The organism is Spirillospora sp. NPDC047418, assembly GCF_040643275.1.
Classification (GTDB): Bacteria; Actinomycetota; Actinomycetes; order Streptosporangiales; family Streptosporangiaceae; genus Spirillospora.
This window is the reverse complement of sequence record NZ_JBEYTW010000074.1, coordinates 14,440-35,524: the sequence shown is the minus strand read 5'-3', so window position 1 is coordinate 35,524 and position 21,085 is coordinate 14,440. Positions and strand designations below refer to the sequence as shown.

22 protein-coding genes are annotated in these 21,085 nt (G+C 65.6%); 21 read left to right on the top strand and 1 reads right to left on the bottom strand.

Annotation, left to right across the window (positions count from 1 at the left end; all coding sequences use genetic code 11):
- Nucleotides 1–183 precede the first annotated feature (183 nt).
- The 9 genes from ABZ806_RS33340 to ABZ806_RS33300 all read left to right on the top strand — a co-directional run bounded on the left by ABZ806_RS33340 (nucleotide 184) and on the right by ABZ806_RS33300 (nucleotide 10,180).
- Nucleotides 184–1,095, top strand: coding sequence for a hypothetical protein (locus tag ABZ806_RS33340; RefSeq protein WP_500221431.1), 912 nt, complete (start codon nucleotides 184–186; stop codon nucleotides 1,093–1,095).
- Entirely contained in the window at nucleotides 1,092–1,982 is an 891-nt protein-coding gene (locus ABZ806_RS33335) for a TRM11 family SAM-dependent methyltransferase (RefSeq protein ID WP_500221430.1), read from the top strand. The genes ABZ806_RS33340 and ABZ806_RS33335 overlap by 4 nt, the downstream gene beginning before the upstream one ends.
- Nucleotides 1,979–2,365 carry a hypothetical protein gene (locus ABZ806_RS33330; RefSeq protein WP_500221429.1) on the top strand — a complete coding sequence of 129 codons (387 nt, stop codon included), beginning with the start codon at nucleotides 1,979–1,981 and terminating at the stop codon, nucleotides 2,363–2,365. The genes ABZ806_RS33335 and ABZ806_RS33330 overlap by 4 nt, the downstream gene beginning before the upstream one ends.
- A complete protein-coding gene (locus ABZ806_RS33325) occupies nucleotides 2,362–2,529 on the top strand; it encodes a hypothetical protein (RefSeq protein WP_500221428.1) in 168 nt (55 codons plus the stop codon). Before ABZ806_RS33330 ends, ABZ806_RS33325 begins: the two co-directional genes overlap by 4 nt.
- A gap of 66 nt (nucleotides 2,530–2,595) precedes the next feature.
- Nucleotides 2,596–4,530, top strand: coding sequence for a recombinase family protein (locus tag ABZ806_RS33320; RefSeq protein ID WP_500221427.1), 1,935 nt, complete (start codon nucleotides 2,596–2,598; stop codon nucleotides 4,528–4,530).
- A 377-nt stretch (nucleotides 4,531–4,907) separates the two neighbouring features.
- The gene (locus tag ABZ806_RS33315; protein WP_500221426.1) at nucleotides 4,908–5,174 is read left to right on the top strand and encodes a hypothetical protein; all 267 of its coding nucleotides are present in this window, start codon (nucleotides 4,908–4,910) and stop codon (nucleotides 5,172–5,174) included.
- Between the two features lie 407 nt (nucleotides 5,175–5,581).
- Nucleotides 5,582–7,918: an ATP-binding protein gene (locus ABZ806_RS33310; protein ID WP_500221425.1), complete on the top strand. Its 2,337-nt coding sequence runs from the start codon at nucleotides 5,582–5,584 to the stop codon at nucleotides 7,916–7,918.
- Nucleotides 7,919–7,922: 4 nt separating this feature from the next.
- Entirely contained in the window at nucleotides 7,923–9,584 is a 1,662-nt protein-coding gene (locus ABZ806_RS33305) for a DEAD/DEAH box helicase family protein (RefSeq protein ID WP_500221424.1), read from the top strand.
- Nucleotides 9,581–10,180 carry a hypothetical protein gene (locus ABZ806_RS33300; protein WP_500221423.1) on the top strand — a complete coding sequence of 200 codons (600 nt, stop codon included), beginning with the start codon at nucleotides 9,581–9,583 and terminating at the stop codon, nucleotides 10,178–10,180. The genes ABZ806_RS33305 and ABZ806_RS33300 overlap by 4 nt, the downstream gene beginning before the upstream one ends.
- Nucleotides 10,181–10,222: 42 nt before the next feature.
- On the opposite strand, the gene ABZ806_RS33295 is transcribed toward ABZ806_RS33300, so the two are convergent.
- The gene (locus ABZ806_RS33295) at nucleotides 10,223–11,098 is read right to left on the bottom strand and encodes a GIY-YIG nuclease family protein (RefSeq protein ID WP_500221422.1); all 876 of its coding nucleotides are present in this window, start codon (nucleotides 11,096–11,098) and stop codon (nucleotides 10,223–10,225) included.
- 262 nt (nucleotides 11,099–11,360) lie between these two features.
- On the opposite strand from ABZ806_RS33295, the gene ABZ806_RS33290 reads away from it, so the two are divergent.
- The 12 genes from ABZ806_RS33290 to ABZ806_RS33235 all read left to right on the top strand — a co-directional run bounded on the left by ABZ806_RS33290 (nucleotide 11,361) and on the right by ABZ806_RS33235 (nucleotide 21,049).
- The gene (locus ABZ806_RS33290; protein ID WP_500221421.1) at nucleotides 11,361–12,641 is read left to right on the top strand and encodes a DNA cytosine methyltransferase; all 1,281 of its coding nucleotides are present in this window, start codon (nucleotides 11,361–11,363) and stop codon (nucleotides 12,639–12,641) included.
- On the top strand, nucleotides 12,638–13,414 hold the full coding sequence (locus ABZ806_RS33285) for a very short patch repair endonuclease (RefSeq protein WP_500221420.1): 777 nt from the start codon (nucleotides 12,638–12,640) through the stop codon (nucleotides 13,412–13,414). Before ABZ806_RS33290 ends, ABZ806_RS33285 begins: the two co-directional genes overlap by 4 nt.
- 705 nt (nucleotides 13,415–14,119) lie before the next feature.
- Entirely contained in the window at nucleotides 14,120–14,500 is a 381-nt protein-coding gene (locus tag ABZ806_RS33280; protein ID WP_500221419.1) for a hypothetical protein, read from the top strand.
- Between the two features lie 100 nt (nucleotides 14,501–14,600).
- Nucleotides 14,601–15,269 carry a hypothetical protein gene (locus ABZ806_RS33275; RefSeq protein WP_500221418.1) on the top strand — a complete coding sequence of 223 codons (669 nt, stop codon included), beginning with the start codon at nucleotides 14,601–14,603 and terminating at the stop codon, nucleotides 15,267–15,269.
- Nucleotides 15,270–15,277: 8 nt separating this feature from the next.
- A complete protein-coding gene (locus tag ABZ806_RS33270) occupies nucleotides 15,278–15,982 on the top strand; it encodes an SAF domain-containing protein (RefSeq protein ID WP_500221417.1) in 705 nt (234 codons plus the stop codon).
- Between the two features lie 89 nt (nucleotides 15,983–16,071).
- Nucleotides 16,072–16,806: a hypothetical protein gene (locus ABZ806_RS33265; protein ID WP_500221416.1), complete on the top strand. Its 735-nt coding sequence runs from the start codon at nucleotides 16,072–16,074 to the stop codon at nucleotides 16,804–16,806.
- Nucleotides 16,803–18,179, top strand: a complete 1,377-nt coding sequence (locus ABZ806_RS33260; RefSeq protein WP_500221415.1) for a TadA family conjugal transfer-associated ATPase — start codon at nucleotides 16,803–16,805, stop codon at nucleotides 18,177–18,179. Before ABZ806_RS33265 ends, ABZ806_RS33260 begins: the two co-directional genes overlap by 4 nt.
- Complete coding sequence (locus tag ABZ806_RS33255) at nucleotides 18,179–19,060, top strand: type II secretion system F family protein (RefSeq protein ID WP_500221414.1); 882 nt, start codon at nucleotides 18,179–18,181, stop codon at nucleotides 19,058–19,060. The genes ABZ806_RS33260 and ABZ806_RS33255 overlap by 1 nt, the downstream gene beginning before the upstream one ends.
- Nucleotides 19,057–19,947, top strand: coding sequence for a type II secretion system F family protein (locus ABZ806_RS33250; RefSeq protein ID WP_500221413.1), 891 nt, complete (start codon nucleotides 19,057–19,059; stop codon nucleotides 19,945–19,947). The genes ABZ806_RS33255 and ABZ806_RS33250 overlap by 4 nt, the downstream gene beginning before the upstream one ends.
- A 36-nt stretch (nucleotides 19,948–19,983) precedes the next feature.
- The gene (locus tag ABZ806_RS33245; RefSeq protein ID WP_500221412.1) at nucleotides 19,984–20,208 is read left to right on the top strand and encodes a hypothetical protein; all 225 of its coding nucleotides are present in this window, start codon (nucleotides 19,984–19,986) and stop codon (nucleotides 20,206–20,208) included.
- Nucleotides 20,205–20,600: a TadE/TadG family type IV pilus assembly protein gene (locus tag ABZ806_RS33240; RefSeq protein ID WP_500221411.1), complete on the top strand. Its 396-nt coding sequence runs from the start codon at nucleotides 20,205–20,207 to the stop codon at nucleotides 20,598–20,600. The genes ABZ806_RS33245 and ABZ806_RS33240 overlap by 4 nt, the downstream gene beginning before the upstream one ends.
- On the top strand, nucleotides 20,597–21,049 hold the full coding sequence (locus ABZ806_RS33235; RefSeq protein ID WP_500221410.1) for a TadE/TadG family type IV pilus assembly protein: 453 nt from the start codon (nucleotides 20,597–20,599) through the stop codon (nucleotides 21,047–21,049). Before ABZ806_RS33240 ends, ABZ806_RS33235 begins: the two co-directional genes overlap by 4 nt.
- Nucleotides 21,050–21,085 lie beyond the last annotated feature (36 nt).

Below are 21,085 nucleotides of genomic sequence, written 5' to 3'. Positions count from 1 at the left end.
TACCAAGAGTGATGGTGATCGCCAATCAGACTCGCTGCCCAGCGCTCCGGCGCACCCCGGTGTGAACGAACTGGCTTGCTGTTCTTGATCGGACCGTGACTCGACTTGGGGTGAAAACGGGCCCGGTCGGTGGTTCTTCATCGGTGCACGGGGATCGGGTGGCCGTCTTGGGTCACCCAGCGCATGAACCACACACCGTCCAACTCCGACCAGTCGGCGACCGGCCCGGTCACCGCACGCCGGATGGTCCCGCTGACCGTCTGGCTGTGCTCGGACACGGCCACCGCCGACACTGCCGGTGCTGTGAACCGCAGCTGCGGCCAGTCCCGGCCCAGCGACACCAAGGACAACTGCCCGCGGCACCGGCAGCCGGCAGGCCGGGAACTGGCCCGGCACCTGATCGGCACCTGCACCCGCCAGGATGATCTGGTCGTCGAGGGCTTCACCACCAGCGAGGCCACCCTGGTCGCCGCCGCCGGCCTCGACCGGCGTGGTATCGCGCTGGTCCCGCACTTCCCGCTCGCCCAGCACATCGGCGCCCGCCTGCGCGCCACCCTGCCCGAAGAGCAACTGACCAGGGTGGCGATGAGGCCCGTGCGGCCGGATCAGATGGCTCGCGGCCTGGCCGACCACCTCGGCGACGTCGCCCTGGTCACCGCCGCGCCGCCGCCGTATGAGACCGGTGGCCGCCCGGCCCGCCAAGCCGGACAGCGCAACTGCCCGGCGTGCCGAGCGGACCTGTGGACGCTCACCAGCGAACAACTCGCCCTGTTCCTGGCCTCCGCATGGACGGCACTGCGGCCGGGCGGTGTCCTGGCGATCACTACCACTGCCCGCCACCAGGCCGGACGCCTCATCGACCCGGCCCCGCGTATCATCCGCCTCGCCCAAGGCTTGGGATTCCGCTACGCCCAGCACATCATCGCGCTGCGCGTCCCCATCGACGGAGACGCCCTGGTCGTCCAGGCCGGCCCCTCTGACCTCGCCCAACTCCGCGACATCCGATCCCGTGCGCTGCTGCCGCCCGTCAGCGTCCATGCCGACGTCACCTTGTTCAGCAAGCCGCAGAACCAGCGGGCTGGAGGCACTCGATGAACCACGACACCTTCACCGCGTCGCCTTTGGCATCGGTTCTGGCTACCGGGCAGCGGCCGTCGAGGCTGCAGCGCCAGGGAGGCTACACGCCCGAGTCGATGCGGCACCCCGGCAAGATGCTTCCCGCGATCGCTGCCACCGTCATCGAAGCGTTCACCCGTCCGGGGGACCTGGTGGTCGACCCGATGTGCGGGATCGGCACCACCCTGGTCGAGGCCATCCACCTGGGACGTGACGCTGCCGGCGTGGAGTACGAGCCCGACTTCGTGCACCTCACCCTGGGCAACTTGCGGCACGCCCACGCCCAGGGCGCCACCGGCACACCGCAGCTGGTGTGCGGGGACGCCCGCAACATCGCCACCCTCTACCGCGCCCTGCACGGGAGAGCGGCACTGGTGCTCACCTCACCGCCCTACGGGTCGCACACCCACGGGCACATCCGCTCCGGACGCGACAACGGCGGCGGAAAGATCGACAAACGCCACCACCGCTACTCCACCGACCGCGGCAACCTCGCCCACCAGCCCCTGCCCGGACTCCTGGACGCCTTCGGCCACATCCTCGCCGGCAGCGCCATCCTGCTGCGCCCTGGCGGGGTGATCGCCGTGACCGTCCGCCCGATCAGGATCAAGGGCGAACTGGTCGACCTGCCCGGTCAGGTCATCGACACCGCCCAACACCACGGTCTCACCCTCGCCGGACGACACGCCGCGCTGCTCGCAGGACTGCGCGACGGCGCACTGGTCAACCGAGCCTCCTTCTTCCAGATGCTGGAAACTCGCCGCGCCCGGGACCGAGGCATCCCCGCCTGCGCCATCGCCCACGAAGACCTCCTGCTCTTCCAGCCGGCCCAAAGGCCCACCGACCTGCCGGAGGCGACCCGATGACCAAGCACAGCCACGAGAAGCCAGCCGGACGGAACCGGGTTGTGGAGATGCTCGCTGTCCTGCAGCTCGGCCTGTGCGGGCGGTGCGGACGCGCCCGCTACCCCACCCGCCGCACCGCCCGGCACGCCGCCCGCATCGCCGCACCCGGCACCCGGCTGCGCGCCTACCGGTGCGGCGACACCTGGCACCTGACCACTCCGCCGGGCCGGCGGCAGTACATCACCCCGCCCGTCACGGTGCCCTGCACCAGCCTCGGGACCAGGCTTGACCTCCACGGCCGAGGCAAGCGTCGATACCGGGACCGTAACGGTCTCGGTAACGGCGACCCCACCCCAGGGCGCACGCAGCGGACGGGCTCCGGTTCCCCAAGGGGACGACGGTGACCGAGACCGGCAGGAAGTTGCGCCTGGTCACGCCGGACGAGCCACCACGGCTCACCCCCGGCGCGGCCAAGGTGCTGCTGCGGATCCTGCTCAAAGCAGCTGAGAACCCTTCAAGACCTGAGGCAAGGAGCCAGACGCCCAATGATCGGATTCGCGATCTATAGCCGGACCAGCCTGGCGCAAGGGCCCTACGGGACCGCGCGGCGCTCCAGCACCGAGGAGGACGCGTCGTGACCGAAAGGTCCACCAACCCGCAGCCGCAACCCGGCTGCGCCAACGATACCCGGACTTCCCCACCGCCAGAGGCCAGCGCCGCAGCGGCCCCGCCACGCCTTCGGTTCGCCTTCTACGGGCGTGTCTCGACCGAGGACAACCAGGATCCCGAGGCGTCGCGTGCCTGGCAGCTTCGCCGAGCCCGCAGCCTTATCGAGGCGAAGGGCGGGGTGATCGTCGCCGAGTACTTCGACGTCGACAAATCTCGTTCCATCCCCTGGATGCGCCGTCCGCGCGCCGTGGCGCTGCTCGACGAAGTCAAGGACCTCCAGCGGAACTTCGACGCGGTGGTGATCGGGGAACCTCACCGTGCCTTCTACGGCAACCAGTACTCCCTGACCTTCCCGGTCTTCGAGCACTTCAAAGTCCCGCTGTGGGTGCCCGAGGTCGGCGGACCCATCGACCCCGCCAACGAAGCCCACGACATGATCATGGGCGTATTCGGTGGCTTGTCCAAGGGCGAGCGGAACCGCATCAAGATCCGCGTCCGGTCAGCCATGGCCGCGATCACCGTGACCGAGGGCCGCTACCTGGGAGGCCGCCCTCCCTACGGATACCGGCTCATCGATGCCGGTCCGCATCCCAACCCGGCCAAGGCCGCCGACGGAAAGCGGCTGAAGCGCCTCGCGATCGATGAGTTCGCGGCAGCCGTCGTCCAGCGGATCTTCGCCGAGTACCTCGGTATCGACAACCACCGCAAGAGGGGCTGCTTCGCGATCGCCGAGGGACTCACACGCGACGGCATCCCCAGCCCGTCGAGCCACGATCCCGCACGTAACCGGCACCGGTGCGGTGTCGCATGGTCCAAGAGCGCCGTACGGGCCATCCTGAGGAATCCGCGGTACACCGGGTACCAGGTCTGGAACAAGCAGCGCAAGGACGAGGTGCTGCTGGACGTCGAGGACATCGCCCTCGGGCACACCACCAGGCTGCGATGGAACCCAGAGGACCAGTGGGTGTTCTCCGAGGAGATGGTCCATCCGGCGATCATCGACCTGCAGACCTTCAAGCGGGCGCAGCAGCGGTTCGCCGAAGCGCCCCGGCCGAATGAGCCCAGGCAGCGGCACAGCAAGCGCTGCTATCCGCTGAAGGGCGCGATGTGGTGTGGTCTGTGCGAGCGGAAGATGCAGGCCCACCACAACGGGACCGCCACGTACTACAGATGCCGTTTCCCTGAGGAATACGGCCTCGCCAACAAGATCGAGCACCCGCGCAACGTCTACGTCCGCGAGGATCACCTGCTGCCTGAGCTCGATCACTGGCTCAGCCTCGTCCTGGCCCCCCACCGGATCGGCGAAACCATCACCGCCATGAGCCGGTCACAGTCCCCGACGTGCACGGACACCGCGGCAGAACAGGCACGAAGCAAGATCAAGAAATGCCACATCAAACTCGAACGACACCGTGCCGCGCTGGAGGCCGGCGGGGACTCCGCGACCATCGCACGATGGATCGCTGAGACAGAAGCCCAAAAAGCCGCAGCCGAGGCGCGACTGCGAGAAGCACGCAAGCAACAGCGCACGCACCTGAGCCGGGAAGAGATCGCCGCCGTGGTGCAACGAGTGGACGACCTACGCGCGGCCATCCCGAACGCCGACCCGGTGGAGAAGCAAAAGCTGTACGAGCAGCTGGGACTGAAGATGACCTACTGTCCCGAACGCGAAGAGGTCCAGGTTGAAATCAACTTCAACCCGGACCTGGATCGCTACCGTGGGGTAACTGGTCGTGTCCGAGGGGTGATCACAACCAATTGCACATGCCGACATCAACCACGATCGGCGACGTGTACCGGGTCCCTGTCGGATAGCTACCCGACTGGGCGTCGTAGCAAACCCCTCGGGCCCGTATGCGGCGTGACCGTGTACGGGCCCAACCCTATCGGAGTCGCCTAGTATGAGTACCAACTGGCATCAAAGACGCGGGATAAATCCTTCCGCGCCGGTTCGAATCAAGTACCGCACGTTCGCTGTTGGCAGCACCCAGCGATGCTGCCCTGACCGCCCTGCTGTGACAGACCGGCTAGCATGCAGCGCACGTGCGAGCAGGACGTACGCTATTGAGCGATGTCGTAGAAAGGATCCATAATGGCTGCCATGATTGTCGCTCGCCGGTGCGGACTTCGGCACAGGGGCGTCCGCAACCGGCGCCCGCCAACAACTCATCCCGCCTCGTGTTCCGCTGAGTTCGCCGCTGCCGAGACTCCGTCAATGGTGTCGGTTGTCAACTGGCCCATGCGAGGCTGGACGGGCAAGTTTAAGACCTTGGAGGCATGTTGAAGCTCAACACCGATGACATCGTTCCGGAGATTGTTGTGACCGAAAGCCGAGCCTTCCCAGGAGCGGAGGTCATCGAGATACCCGGGCTCGGTTACTGGGCCTCACGCGAATCCGCCCAGGAGGCGCTGGACAAGTTGGCTCGAGGCGTTTGCCCTATGACTCATGAGATCGAGGCTGGTTTCGAGCCGCAATCTTGCCGGATATGTGGCGAGCTGGAACATGTCGTCGACGATCCCGACCAATCTAAGTCAGATGAATGATCAGTTCACGGTCTGATGCGGTCGGTCGACGTGGCGATAGTGGTGGAGGGTTATTGCTTGAATTATCGAGAATAAGTGCTGGACTTTGGTCAAGCGTGCCCGATGACACTGGCCCCGAGCGGGTCCACCGGCGCTCGCGGACAATCCCGTCCCGGTTCACAACCCCGTGACCGCGTGGAACACCGTCGCTGGAGCAGCCAGATCCAACCCTCACGAGGTCCACCACTGCACGTTTCCGGGGTAGCCGCCATCGACTCTGGGCTGCGTATCATAAACGTCCGACCCACGAATCGCGCTGCGTGAACCTTGACAGACTAGGCCAGTTGGTGCCAAGCCCAGCATCTGTCAGTGCTGACCGATAGCCTAAGCGAGACCCATCGCCGCCCCAGCATGATCGGAGTTCACCGGTGTCCGAGGGCGTAGTGAACGTTCAGCCGCACGGTCGCATCCTGTCGGTGCTGGGCGACATCGAGTTCTCCCAGTGGCAGTGTCTCGCGGAGTTGATCGACAACGCCTTCGATGACTTCCTAGCCCACGGCAGCCAAGAGGGCGAGCGGCCGACAGTAAGTGTCTCCCTGCCGGGGCGCAGCAGCGACGCTAGAACGGCCGAGGTCTGGGTGACCGACAACGGCCGTGGTATGGACCTGCCGACGCTCGCGAACGCTGTGAGTGCCGGTTGGACCGGGAACTCGCGCTACGGGTCGCTTGGCCTGTATGGCATGGGGTTCAACGTGGCGACCGCTCGTCTGGGCAGGGTCGCCACGGTCAAGACCACCCGTGCCGGCGATCCATCGTGGACCATCCTTGTCCTCGACCTAGATCTACTGGGCCGTGGCAAGAACTACGATGTGCCCGTTCGGTATGAGCCGAAGAATGATCCGCGTGAGCATGGAACTCAGGTGGTCATCAGTAGCCTGAAGAACGATCAATGGGACAAGCTGTCGAAACAGGCAGCCAAGATCAGAGATGAACTCGGCGATGTCTACAGCTACCTGCTGCGTGAGCGGGACTTCGTCATTACCGTCAATGGGAAGAAGGTTCAGCCCCGACTTCCTTGCGTCTGGGACGAGACTCGGTCAGTGACTCGAAGCGGGGCCAAGATCCCAGCGATCATAGAGATAAATCGGCCGTTGCCTCAGATGAAGGCCTGTTTGGACTGTGGGTGGTGGAACAAGGACTGGGCGGAAAAGTGCGAGGATTGCAAGAATACACGCTTGGAGACCCGCGAACGGCGGATCTGGGGATGGATCGGCGTACAACGCTATCTCCACAAGAGCGACTATGGAATCGACTTCCTTCGCAACGGGCGCAAAATCCTCATCCGCGATAAGCGCCTCTTCTTCTGGGAGGATCCGGAAGGGCTCGCCGCGCCGGAACCTGAGTACCCGATCGATTCCCGTCGTGGCCGTGGTCGTTTCGTGGGCGAGATCCACTGCGACCACGTTCCGGTCAACTACCAGAAAAACGCTTTTGAATACGATAACCCGGAATGGCGGACGGTTATCCGCGTGGTGCGCGGCGACAGCCCCCTGCGTGAAAAGATCGCCAAACGGCTCGGCCTCTCGGAGAACACCTCACCGCTAGCCAAGCTTTACACCGGATACCGGCGAGAGGACCCGGGACTGAACTATCTCGTGCCCGGCGACGGTCGGCAGGCGCTCTTCGATTTGGCGCTCGAATGGGCCCAGCTCTTCCGTGACGGGGATCCTCATTACCAGACCGACGACATCTGGTACCAGGCGGCTGAACTCCACGACAACCCAGTGACCCCCAAACCCAAGACTGAGCTGGATGACGTCTTCGAGGAGATGGGCCTGGACTTCGACGAGCCCGAAACTCTCGACGGTGAGGACCAGTCCAAGAATGGCACCGAGGCGCCTGGCATGAAAGCCGTCGGTCAAGCTCCGGGCCCGGTTGAGACCCTCGATCAGCGACTGGCCCGTTACAGGGAAGGCGCCATCGCTGTTGTCGACCTTGGTGGCCGGTACGAGGCGACGGACCTTGGCCATGTCGAACTGGTCACGTGGGCCGTAAAGGAGCCCTCGCTCACCGATCCAGCCGGCAACATCGTGCCGATCTTCACGCAGATGGTACGCGCTCCACGCTTGGAGATCTTCATCGCCATTAAGCATCCGTTGTTCACCGAGTATGGGATGGAACTCCGTGACCTGGCGATGGTCGAGACGGCGGAGTTCATGCGGGTACGCGGAGCCCCAGCGGGACAAGACCCGAAGCCACTTTCGGTTGTTCTCGCCGACATCAAGAGCCGCGCTACCGATCATAAGATCACCCCCGACGTGCTAGCGAATCGTGCGAGCCGGCTGCTCGAACGGATGCGTGAGGCCATACAGCGCGAGGTCAAGGGCTCACCCAGCGGCTACTGGGAGCTGCTCCAGGAGTCAGAGCGCACCGCAGCGCAGAGGCGGTTCGTCATTGAGGGCGGAGACGTCACCTGGGACTCGGTCATCGAGTCGGGTGACTTCGCCTTGTTCCTCCCCGCCAGTGCCCTCGTCCGCCTGATCGAGCGGCGGCCGGAGGCCTTCCTGGACGGCAAGGTCTTCCGACGCGCCTACCTCAGCTTGACCGACGATGGCTCACGATCGCTGGTGGTTTCACGCCTGGTCGGATTCATCGGTGACCTCGCGCTCATGGAGGAGCATCATCCCCGGCTTGGCATCGTAGAACTCCAACGTGTCCGACTGAGCTGCCTCCTTGTTGAGGACGACCTGAACGATCAGGACTAAAGCAATGGGCTCAGGCTTTCTCGACCCCGCCTCCCTCCTTGAACTTGGGCCCAACCAGTTCGCACGACAGATCGAACGGCTGCTCTGGCACATCGGATTCACTGACGTCAACAACATCGACGGACCCGGCGACGGCGGTGGGGACCTCCTCGCACGATTCAAGGGTCACCAGTGGGTCCTCCAGTGCAAATGGAAGAAGAGGGGCGCTGTCGGTGCCGGCGCCATCGACGAGGTGGCTCGGGCCCGTGATCTATACCGTGCCAGCCGGGCCGCCGTCGTCACCAACACCCGCCTCAGCGCCGACGCGATCCAGCGCACCGAGCAACTTGCGTTGCTGGCCCCGCGAATCCAACTTTGGCCGGGCCGGACCCTTCATCGCGCGTTCGAGCAGGCCAGCGATCGCTTCGGCGAAGTCCGCCTACGCCCGTACCAGGAACGCGCGAAAGCGCGTCTCATCACGGACCTGAACGACAAAGACCGGGCGCTGCTCATCCTGGCGACCGGTATGGGGAAGACGGTTGTTAGCGGCGAGGTGATTGCTAACCACCTAACCAGATTCCCCGCAGATCAGATTCTCATCGTTGTGCACACTAAGGATCTCGTCGACCAGCTTGAACGCGCGCTATGGCGTCATCTGCCCAAGACGACGAAGACCCGCATGCTCACTGGCGAGGATCGTCCGGACGATCTTGAGGGCGTCACCTGTGCCACTCTCGGAAGCGCGCTGCACGCAGCCCGGCGGGGGTATCTGCCGGGTCTGGTCGTCGTTGACGAAGCACACCATGTCGGAGAGAACGGCCAGTACTCCGAATTGCTCCAGACTCTCGACAAGGCGCGTCAGTTGGGGGTGACAGCCACCCCATGGCGCGGTGATGAGTACGACATCACCTACCGCTTCGGGCCCCCTTCATACGCTCTGGGCATTGAGGAAGGCATGCGGAACGGATACCTCGCCCAGGCTGACTATCGGCTGTATGTCGACAACGTCGACTGGCAAGTCGTCCGATCAGCCAGCCGGCATTCGTACAGCCTGGGCGAGCTGAACTCCAAGCTTTTCCTCCCTCAGCGCGACGAGGCGATCCGCGACGAACTCGCGGCCGTGTGGGGTTCGGTCGCCCGCCCGCGTGCCCTGATCTTCTGCCGGACAGTTGAGCACGCCGAGCGCATGGCCGACCTCCTTCGCAGGAACTCACGATGGTCTGACGCACTGGCCGTCCACGCCGAACTGCCCAAGCGGGAGCGTCAATCACGCCTGCTGGCATTCCGTTCGGGGGCGGTTCCGATCCTCACCTCCGTGGACATCCTTAACGAGGGGGTGGACGTACCGGATGTCAACATCCTCTGCTTCGCCCGCGTCACTCACAGTCGACGGATCTTTGTTCAGCAACTCGGGCGAGGGCTGCGGCTGCGCGAAGGTAAGGAACGCGTCATCGTCCTGGATTTCGTCAGCGATCTGCGGCGCATCGCAGCTGTATTGAATATCCAGCGCGAAATAGACGCGGATGATCTCGAAGTGCTCGGCCAGGTCGGTTCGTCTCGGATCGAGTTTTCCGACCAGCGGGTTGGATCTCTTATGGGCGAGTGGATCAAGGACGCCGCTGATCTGGAGACCGCCTATGATGAGGCCCGACTGCAGTTTCCGGACCCTTCGACCCTTGGTTGGTGATTGTGTCAGAACTCCCCGAAGCAATCCGTTCCGAGGTCATCACGGAACTTTACCGCCAAGCGGCGGAACTCGATTGGGAGCTTCTCTCCGCTGGCGCCAAGAAGCTCCAGTACCGCCGGTGGATCGAAGATCCACGCGTGGGCGGAAGGCTTCGCGGATTCTTCGACGAGCACCGCATGGGTACCTGGATCAAGGATACCCCCATGAAGGAGTACGCCCGAGCCCAGGAGGGGTTCGGCTCCATGGCGACCTATGCCAGAAGCCAGTTCCCCGGTCCGGAGCACCTGATCCGCACCGCACTCGGCGATGACTGGGAAGTCCGCGAAGGTAGCGTCAACGAGAAGCCGATGCATTGCCTTGCCAGTTGCGGCGCTCTCGAGAGGTATGTCTGCTGGGGACGCCCGAATACCTTCCGTGATCTAACCTGGGCGGGAATCAACAAGGCGGTCAGCATGCAGACTCGCCCGCTCATCATCGTGACACTTCAGGATGGCCTCATTGTGTCCGAAGCTGAGCGTGCCTTCCAAAAGAAAATTGCCGAGCACTGCAACATTGACATCCAGTACGTCCATCGACGCCTGCGGTTCATCAAGTAGGAGATATTAGTTGCAGGTCCCGCTTCGAATATAGATGAACTGTCAGAAGGGCTGGTCATCGCCACCTTCAACCTCATCCTCCAGTTCGTTCTTATTTGGCTTACGTGTTTCCGGCTCTTGTTCGACAACGCCGTCGGTGCGGTAGTAGCGAAAGGCGCTGGGATACGTCCTTTGATTATCCTTGTACATAATCGCCCAGCCTACCAGTGCGCTGATCTGCCACCCCTCGGGCATGTGCTGCGAGACGAACCGGAACGCCTGGTCTGCGGTCATCTCCTCTTCGGGGACGGTGACGGTCATGGTGCGAAACGGCGGAAAGCGCTGTTGGAACCGGAAGTTGAACGGAAGTCCGTCCTTGATGGCTTGGAGTACCGCCTGAAGTGATTGGGGGCCCGGGGTGAGGCCGGCGACTCCGAGAGAGAGATCGATCGGATATTCCAGGTCAAAGTGATTCTCTCTATTTTTGGTCGAGTCTCGCTCTCGGCCGGGGTCGTTGATGCCGAACCCCCGGTTGTTCCACACGATTCTTCCGGTCCTGAGGTGGCGCTTGATCAGCATCTTTTCAGGGGAGACAGCGGATAGATCCTCTTCGACGAACAGGCAACGGAATGACATCTCGTCGAGAGAGATGCCGACCCTACCTGAGAGCTTGAATAGATGGTCTCCCAGGCGCTTGTGTAGCGGCTGATCGGCTTTCCCGACATAGGTGAGTTCGCGTTCCTTGCCGGGCTCCTGGCGAAAGAGCTGATAGACGCCGGACATGCTCGGCAACCCGAGTTTCTGGGCCTGCGCGGGGAGCGCGTCGAGGTTCTCCTGCGTGAGTGGCGCTGGTTCCAGGCGGTCAAGCGCGGCGTAGAGTTGCGTGCTCAGCGCCTCGGTGATGCTGAGCCTGAACTGGTTGCTGAACTGGTTGCTCACGCGAGGTCCCGTCCTGGCTCGGGGCGGATCGCCGTCGCCATGCGGTCAGCCAGACCGGTGATCGTGATCTGCAGTTTCTCTCACCGCTTCCGGCGTCGGCTCCGGCGTGGTCTCGGCCCGATTATTGCAGGTTTGGGAGGTCCAGGCCTGTCGGAGTGGTGGGCGATCAAGAGGTGGCAGGGCTGACCCGAGTCACCCAAGGGTTCGAAGGAATCTTTGCGCGCTGCCCAACGAGACGACCGCTCCGCGGTACGCTTTCCGCATGGCTGATCAGTCAAGTTCCACCTCGTCTTCCAGGACCAGCGTCGAACTCTTCGCGGGCGGTGGCGGGCTGGCCATGGGGGTCGAGTACGCCGGCTTCCGGCCGCTGCTGTTCAACGAGTACGCCAAGCGCGCCTGTGAGACTCTCGTGGAGAACAGGGCGGACCGTTACGACGCTGAGGGCGACGTCCCGCCGATCCCCGGGCCGGGCGATCGCCCCCCACTGGTCGAGGGCGACGTCAGCAAGTTGGACTTCGACTACCTCAAGGGGAGGGTTGACCTCCTTGCCGGTGGACCGCCGTGCCAGCCCTTCAGTCTTGGGGGGGTGGCCAGGGGTGACGAGGACGACCGTAACGGGTTCCCTCACATGTTCCGGGCCATCCGGGAGATGGAGCCCAAGGCCGTCGTATGCGAGAACGTCCGAGGGCTCCTGCGGCCCTCGTTCGCGCCGTACTTCGAGTACATCAAGCGCGAGCTTTCACTTCCGTTCGAGGAGCGGAGGGACGGCGCCGCCTGGCGTGAGCATGACGAGGTACTTCGGCACATGCTGGAGACCGCGACCGTTGAGCCCCACGAGCGTTATGACGTGCGGCACTTCCCTGTCAACGCGGCTGACTATGGCGTCCCGCAGATCAGGAACCGAGTCATCCTCATCGCCTTTCGGCGCGACCTTGGGATCGACTGGGACCGCTTCCAAGACCTCGTACGGCCCCGTCACTGCGAGGCGAGCCTGCACGAGGACATGGCCAGCGGTGCCTACTGGGACCGTCACCCCGAAGTCCCCGGGGGGGTCCGAGAGAGAGTGATGGCACGGGTCCCGCGACAGACACCCGAACCGCTTGACGGAGAACGGCTCCTGCCGTGGCGTACGTTCCGAGACGCTCTCAAGGGAATCGATGGACAGAAGCCCTTGCCGCCGGTAGAGCTTCTCGACCGCAAGGAGTATTTCCTGGGGGGCTTCACCGATCACATCGGCTGGCCGGACGCCCGAATATATCCCGGGCACACGCCCAACGAACTCGACCGGCCCGCGAAGACGGTCAAGGCGGGGGTCCACGGTGTACCCGGCGGGGAGTCGGTGATGATGCTGGATGACGGCAGCCACCGTTACATGACGGTACGCGAGACCGCTCGTGTCATGACCTTCCCCGACGACTGGAAACTGTGCGGTCCCCGCGGGGAGAAGATGCGACAACTCGGTAATGCGGTGCCGGTGCTGCTCGGCAAGGTGTTCGCTGAGGCGGTCGCCACAGTCCTAGAGGAAGCTGAACAGCCCACATGACGGAATCGACCGACGATGGGCGTGGCCGGTGGAAGGACAGGCCACCACCGGCGCGTGCGTGGAAGGGCCGTCCCGGACTTAGCCGAGCGTCGCGGACGGCCGAGCAGGATCGTGCCGCCGGCGGGCGTGGTCGCCGCCTCGTCGAACTGGGCGGCGGCCGTACCGCCCGCGCCTCAGTTGAGCTTAAGGTCCTCCCCAACACCCGACGGATCCGCGCCTATTTGCGCTGGTCTGATGGCGGTAAGACGACCGAGAAATACCTTGGTGAGGTATCGGAGACGACGAGAGCACGCAACCTCGCGACGGCCTGGCGAATGGCGTTTGAGCAAGAACTTCTCGTTGCTGCCGAGACGGCTGATGGCTCATGGGCGAGCTCACCCAGTGTCCGTACGGTCATGCGAGCCAACCGCGGTCGAGACACCAAGCCGGAACTCGCGCTGCGGTCGGCCGCTCACAGACTCGGGCTCCGATATCGGGTGGATACGGCTCCGGTCAAGGGCCTAAGGCGACGAGCCGACCTGGTCTTCACCAGGGCTAGGGTCGCTGTCTTCTCTGATGGCTGCTACTGGCACGGGTGTCCGGAGCACTACCGACCAGCGCGCAAGAACGGCCAGTTCTGGGACGACAAGATCTCGACTAACCGTGCGAGGGATCAGGACACGGACGTAAGGCTCGCCGACGCTGGCTGGCTCGTCATCCGCGTGTGGGAGCACGAGGATCCAGCGGAGGCTGCCGACCGTATTGCTCAAGCAGTCCGAGGTCGTCTCGCGTAGCGGCCGCGTTTGGGGGCGTTGAGCAAGTTCGGCCAGAGCGGGGATCGCGCCGTTCGGCCCCGGTGTAGCTCGACTAATCGGATGGGTTCGGTTCACCCAGCCGACGCCACCACCGCGAAACACGGCATCGGCCTCCGGGACGCCCTCCTCCGCTTCACCAACCGGCAGCCATGGCTGCCCTCCGCCGCCTGAAACCGGCTCACCCTACCTCAACCTGCTGACCAGTCACGCGTCGGCTTCTACTGAATTTTCATGCGTGCACTCCTTTCTGCGGATCACCCTCCTTGAGGAAACCGCTTCCCGGCGCCTCTCCATGCAGCTCCTCGGTCTACGACCTGATGTCCAAATCGTGCCTATTGTTCACTCGCGAGTAAATCGTCTGGGCCTCATTGTGGAGAGATTTACCTTCGGGGTGCCGTGACTGGCAGTCGAGGTGCCCAGTCTCCATCTACGATCGCTCGACGTCGTTATAGCGTCGCGGTCATGGAGGTCCATCGTGACCGGCCGTGTGATCAAGTCTATGAAGGTGGAGACTTGTCTGGTACTTGTCAGCGAGTAGTGAATCGGCTCTGCTGCCTTGGCATCGCGGGTGCTGTCTTGGTGGCCTCAGGCTGTGGTGGAGAGTCCAGGGCCGTTGCTTTGCCCTCGTTGACGGATTCAGGTACGCCACGGCCCTCACTGTCAAACGCGGATGAAGAGCACGCCGTGGCGTCGGCGTACACAAAATTCGTCGCGATGCTCGACCGCGCGGACTCTCTTCCCGTCGAGTTTCGTAAGCGGGACCTCGCTACGGTCATGGTCGATCCCCAGCTTTCGCGTGTGCTGCGACGTATTGAAGAGATGAAGAAGCAGCACATCGCGACCTATGGCCAGGTTGCTGTTCGCATAAAGAGTGTTCAGCTGACTGCGAGTGGCGCCACGGTGTTTGACTGTCAGGACTCTAGTAACGCTGGAATTCTACACTCGATCACAGGTAAGAAGATCAACCGTGGGGTTCGGGAGGGAAACACCAAGGCGCTGTTGGTGAAGGGGTCTGATGGGCAGTGGCGGGTCAGGAAATCCATCACGATCGGGGAAGGGTGCTGACCGGGTGGAAGTCGTTGCGCCCATGCTCGGGGTCGGTCTTCTTGTTTGCTCTTCCGTTGCGGCGCCGCCTCCGCGGGACCCGCTGCCGCCGGATGCGAACTTGTACAGCTACAACTTCGGCGCCCAGGATGGCGGGCGGCCGGCAGGCGGTGGGCGAACGTCTGCCGCTGCGCCGAGAGGGAACCAGGCGGACGTTCCGCAGGAGCCGGGGCCGCGTGATTGCCAGGCACTGAGCGAATACGTGCAGGTGGTCTGCCCGGAAGCGGGTGAGGGCGGCAAGGCGTCCAAGGTGTCTCCGGCCGCACTGGCGTTGACCAAGTGGGCGAGTATGCCGATTCCCGCTCCGGTGGTGCGGACGGCGCCGCCGCGCCGGAGGGGCGGGCTGGTGGGGTTGCCGGAATGGTTCTGGGTGACCAACTGGCATCCGTTGAGCGGTCGCGTGTCGGCTCGGAACGTGTGGGTTGAGGTGACTGCTCGTCCGCAGAGCATGACGATCGCCCCAGGGCCTGGGGAGCCGGTCGTCCGTTGCTCGGGGCCCGGTACGGCCTATGACAAGACACGGTCGGCCGCGTCGCAGCGCACCGATTGCTCCTACACCTTCGCGCGGTCGTCGTTGCATGAGCCCGGTCAGGCGTATCGGGTGCGGGTGACGGTGCTGTGGGGCGGGACGTGGCGCGGTTCGGATGGGTCCGGTGGTGCGCTGCCGCCGTTGAGCCGGTCCACGACTTTCCGGCTGCGGGTGGCCGAGGCGCAGGCGCTTTACGGATGAGGGTAGGTATGAAATCGAGTGGCCGAGTGTTGCCGGGGCCGATCGCTGCCAAGACCGTGGGCGGTGCGGGTGCGTCGTCGTCCAAGCGACTGGCGCGGCAGCGCCGTCCAGGGGTGATCGTGGCGGCGGTGCTGTTGTTGGTCCTGGCTGTGGCGACCAACGTGTATCTGTTCCGCTCCTCAGGTGATCGGGTCTCGGTCGTCAGGGTGGCGCGTGATGTCGCGGTCGGGCACAAGATCACCCAGGCCGATCTCGACAGGGCTCGGGTCCCGGTGGTGCCGGGCGTGACGGTGATCCCGGGCCGTCAACTCGAGCAGGTCGTCGGGCAGCGGGCCGCCGTGGGGCTGCGGAAGGGGACGCTCCTGGCGGCATCGCAGCTGACTGCGGAGCAGAGCCCTCCTGAGGGACGGGCACTGGTCACCGTGCCGTTGAAGGCGAGCGCGATGCCGCCCGGGCTGGCTCCCGGCTGGAGTGTCCGGGTGGTGTTCACCTTCGGCAATCAGGGACAGGAGCCCGTGGCCGGCGCTTCGCAGAGCCGCGCCCAGACCACCGCCCTGCGGGATGTCGCCGCGGTGGTCGATGAGGTGGACGGACCGGACGCCGAGGGCGCGATGACGGTGTCCTTGATCGTGCCCGATGGCGACAGCAGCGCGGTGGCGCGGCAGGCGGCCGCCGGGATGGTCGTTCTCGTGGTGACGGAAAGGCGGGGTTGACCGTGGCTCTGCATTGCGTGGTCTCGCCGGGCGGATCGCCGGGCGTCACGACTACCGCGTTGGGGCTGGCCATGACTTGGCCTGGGGAGGTGCTGCTGGCCGAGTGCGACCCGATGGGGCGCCGTGTACTGCCGGGCTTCATGGCGGACCGGCTCCGCGAGTCGGCCGGCCCGGGGCTGCTCGGCTTGGCGATGGCCGCCGAGTCCGGTCCGAACGTCCGGCTTCCGCTGGAGGACTACGTGGTTCCCATCCCGGGCGCGGACTCCGCGAAGGTGCTGCATGGTGTCCGCGACCCTCGACACGGCGTGCGCCTGGAACCGTTGTGGGGCCGACTGGCCGAGGTGTTGGCCTCGCGGCCAGGCGATGTGATCGCGGATCTCGGGCGCATCGGCGGCCGGGACACACCTGATGACTTGCTGCGGGCGGCGCAGACCGTGGTCATGGTGTTGAAGCCGACATTGACGCAGGTCGATGTCGCCGGTCCACGACTCGACGCTCTCAAGGATCTGGTGGGCGATCGCGCGACGATCGGGCTGTGTCTGCTCGTGGATGGGCCGTACAGCGTGGCGGAGGTCGAGCGCGTCCTTGGGACGCCGGTGCTGGCTGAACTGCCGTGCTCACCTACCGACGCCCAAGTCCTCTCGGACGGCGCTCGGCCCCGCAGGACCTTCAGGACCTCGCTGCTTCTGCGGTCGTTCAAATGTCTCGGTCGACGCCTCCGCGCGACCACCGAGTCAATGTCGACGGATATCGGAGGCGAAGGCGGCGCGGTTCTCTCCGGTGCCGGTGCCGGTGCCGGTGCCGGTGCTCGGGGCGACCGGTGAGCGCGTCCGGCTGGACGTTCGCCAGGCCGCAGGGAGTCCGCTACGCCGGCCCCACGTCCGCTGCAACAGCCTCGCCGGATGAGGCGGACGACGCGAATGTGTGGACGGCGGTCCGCGAGGTGTCCGCGCAGCTCGTGGACGTCCTGACCGACGGCATCGACCGGATACGGGCACGGCAGCTGATCGACGCGCAGGTCCAGGCGTGGGCGCATGGTCTGCTGACGTCCGGACGGGTGATGTCGGCGGAGGCGCTGCGCGACATCGCTCGGCTGGTCTTCGACCGCCGGTTCGGGCTCGGCCCGTTGCAGCCCTACCTGGACCGTTCCGACGTCGAGAACATCGTCGTCAACGGCTGCCGACAGACCTGGATCAGCTACACCGACGGCACCAAGCGCCCAGGGCCACCGGTCGCCGAAACCGATGACGACCTCATCGAGTGGGTTCAACTACTTGCGCGCCGCGGGAACACCGGCCGCGAGTTCTCCCACGCCTCGCCGCTGCTGGATGCCGCGCTGTCCGACGGCGTCCGGCTGGCCGTGGTGGGCTGGGTGTCCAGGCGCCCGCATCTGGCGATCCGGGTACACCGGCTGGTCGATGTAACCCTGCGGCAGCTCACCGACATCGGCACCCTGACCGAGCCCCTGGAAGCATTCCTGAAAGCGGCGATCCGGGCCCGACGCAACGTCATCGTGTGCGGGGAGGTCAACACCGGCAAGACAACGTTGGTGCGCGCGCTGGCCAACGAGATTCCGCCCGAGGAGCGGGTCATCACGTTGGAGAGCGACTTCGAGCTGTTCCTGGATGACCCGCGCCTGGCGCACCGCCATCACGACGTCGTCGCCATGGAGGCCCGACAGGCCAACGCCGAGGGCGCGGGCGAGGTCCGCTTGCAGGACCTGGTGCCGGCGTGCCTGCGCCTGAATCCCGACCGGGTGATCGTGGGGGAGGCGCGGCATGGGGAGCTGGCGCCGATGCTGGAGGTGATGTATTCCGGGGCGCGCGGCTCGATGTGCACCCTTCACGTCCACCGGCCGGAACACGTGTTCAGCCGTGTTGTCCAACTCGGTCGCCGTGCCGATCTCGGCCTCGGAGCCGATGACGTGCACCTGATGTTCGGGCTCGCTGAACCCGTGATCGTCTACCTGGAGCGGGACCAGGCGAGCAATAAACGGTTCGTGTCTCAGGTGATGGAGATCGGGCCACCGGCGGACGCGGTCGAACCGACCCGCAACCTCGTCTTCACCCCAGCGCCTGACGGACGAGCCACCCCGGCGGGTGGGCACATCAGTGGCGCCCTGCTCGGCGAACTGGTGGCGCAGGGCCTCGACCCAGAGATACTCAAGCCCGGTCCGGACGCAGGGGGCTGGCTGTGATGAGCGTGCTCGCCGCCCTGGCCGGCCTGTGCGCCGCCGGGGCCGTTCTCGCGATCGTGGTTGGTCTTCGTGTGCCCGAGCCCGCAGAACGGCGAGTGCGCCCGCCGTCGCGGTTGCAGACGGTTCTGCGCTCGTCGGCTTGGCCTGGGCGCCGTAACCGGTTGCTTGCCGCTGCCGTGGCGGCCCTCGCCGTGTTCCTGCTGTCCAGCTGGCCGGTCGCTGCTCTCGCGATGGGTGCCGGTGTGTACGCGGTTCCGCCGATGCTGTCGGGACGGGCATCGCAGCGCCGCATCGCGCGACTGGAGGCACTGGCGCAATGGTCTCGCCGACTGGCCGAGATGATGGGCGCCAGCCGCGGCCTGGAACAAGCCCTGGCCGACAGCGCCCGCATCGCGCCCGAGGCGATCCGCGCACCCGTGACCGTCCTTTCGGAACGGCTGAACAACCACGCCAACACCGAGCAGGCACTCCGGGTGTTCGCCGAGGAGCTGGACGACCCGATCGCGGATCTGATCGCGTGCGCGCTGGTGCTGGCCTCACGCCGTCGTGGTCCAGGGACGCGGGAGGCGTTGCGCCTACTGGCCGACGCCGTGGAACACGAGGTTCTCGTCCGCCGGGACGTCGAGGCCGAACGCGCAGGGCTGCGTACGACACTGATCGTCATCGTCGCGTCCGTCGTCGTCCTGAGCGCGTTGTTCGCATCGTCGCAGACGTTCGCCGCGCCCTACGGCACCGCCCTCGGGCAGACGGTCATGGCCGTGGTCGCCACGATCTACACGGCGGGACTCTGGTGGATGCGGCGCCTGTCTGTGCTGTCGACCGGGGCTCGGTTCCTGCACACTGCCCGTCGCACGCCCGCCGACCAGGGGGCCGAGCTGTGACCGTGATCGCTGCTGTCGCCGGGTGCCTGGGCGCCGTCGGCCTCATCGTGCTCATCGGCGAACTCCGCTCCGCGCCGCCGCGCCTGGACGCCGCCTTGGCCCGCATCCAGCCCGTGCCGATCCACCAGCCGACCGGCGACCGTCTGAACGTCCGCGACAGCGTAGGACGGTGGCTTGCCGATCGCGTCGCGCGTCCGGCCGGGCTACTCGCCCTACCTCGGACTGATCTCGCGTTGCTCGGACGCCCGGTCGAACGGTTCATGTTCGACAAGCTGACCCTGTTCGGCACCGGGCTGGTCGTGCCGTCCGTTTTTAGTGGCCTGGTGGCGCTGGCTGGCGGCTCACCGTCGTGGACGTTCCCGGTCGTTGCCGGTCTCGTCCTGGCCGCGATCCTGTGGATGGTCCCGGACTGGAACGTGCGGTCTCAGGCTCGCCAGCGCCGCCGCGACTTTCGGTACGCCTTCACGTCCTACCTTCAACTCGTCGTCCTCGAACGCGAGGCCGGAGCCGCGTTGAACGCCGCGCTGGAAAACCCCGCGAAGATCACCGAGGGATGGCCGTTCCAGCGCGTCCACGAGGCCCTGACGCGCGCCCGTCACGCCCAGCAACAGCCCTGGCGGGCCCTCGCCCAACTCGGCGAGGAGATCGGCGTCCGCGACCTGATCGACCTGGCGCACACGGCCGAGATCGCCGGGAGCGAGGGCGCCAAGATGCATGACGTCCTGGTCGCCAAGATCACCTCGATGCGGCACGAGGCGTCCGCCGCCGCGCGCGCCGAGGCCAACTCCCGCACCACCGCCATGTGGGTGCCGACCAGCCTGCTCATGCTCGGCTTCGTGATCCTGGTCGGCTTCCCGTTCTTCTCCAAACTTCTCGCGTCCGGCTGAGCGCCCCGGACGACCGCACCAACGCATCGGGGGACCATGAACACACTCAACGCCGCGGCGATCCGCGTAGTGCTCACCATCCATGACCGAGGCCAGCGACTCGCCACCGACCTGCGAGACAGCGGCGACCGCGGCTCCGGGGTAGTCGAGACGATCATCATCGTGGCGGGATTCGCCGGGTTGGCGTTCGCCGTCTACCTGGCCGTGTCCAACAAGGTGAACGGCTGGATCGACAAGATTCCCGGCGCAAGCGGACCGTGACCGTGCCCGAACGAGCACGAGCCCGACGAGACAAGGGATCAGCCACCGTCGCGACGGCCATCACCTTCCCCGTCGTCGGGCTGCTGTTCCTGGCGCTCGCGCAGGCGGTCATGGTCTCAGTGGCGCGGGATGTGGCCCAGTCGGCCGCTGAAGAAGGGCTTCGCGTCGCACGAGCACGCCAGGGCACTTTCGCCGCAGGACGCGACGCCGCAACGTCATTCGCCCACCACGAACCCATCCTGGACGCGCCTAGCGTCACCGTGTCCGGTGCCAACACCATCACCGTGCGGGTGGCCGGGCATGCGCCGTCGCTACTACCGGGCGTCAACATCACCGTGACCGGGACCGTGCGCGGCGCCCGTGAACGCTTCACCACCCCGGGGCCAACGTGATCGCGGGAAAGGGGACGCCGGGTCGTGCGGACCGGGCACGGGACGCGGGCAACGCGGTCGTAGAGACCGCGATCCTCGCGCCAGTCTTCATCACGCTCCTCGCCGGCCTGCTCGTGGTGATGCGGGTGACGCACGGCAGCGCCGTAGTCGCACAAGCCGCCGCTGACGCCGCACGGCAAGCGTCCATCGCCCGCAGTGCCCATCAGGCGCGGGCCGGGGCGAGCAGCAGCGCCATGCACACCTTGCGTGACCGGGGCCTGCATTGCACGCCGTCGATTCGACTCGACCTGTCCGGCTTTAACCGTCCAGTTGGGCAGCCGGCCACGGTGTCGGCACAGGTGACCTGCGTAATCCGGCTCAGCGATGTCGGGCTTCGCGGGATGCCCGGTGCCCGGACGGTCACCAAGACCCATCGATCACCAATCGACCCCTACCGGGGCACTCGATGAGCAGGCGCCTGTGCTCACTTCGGCGACGACCCGAGC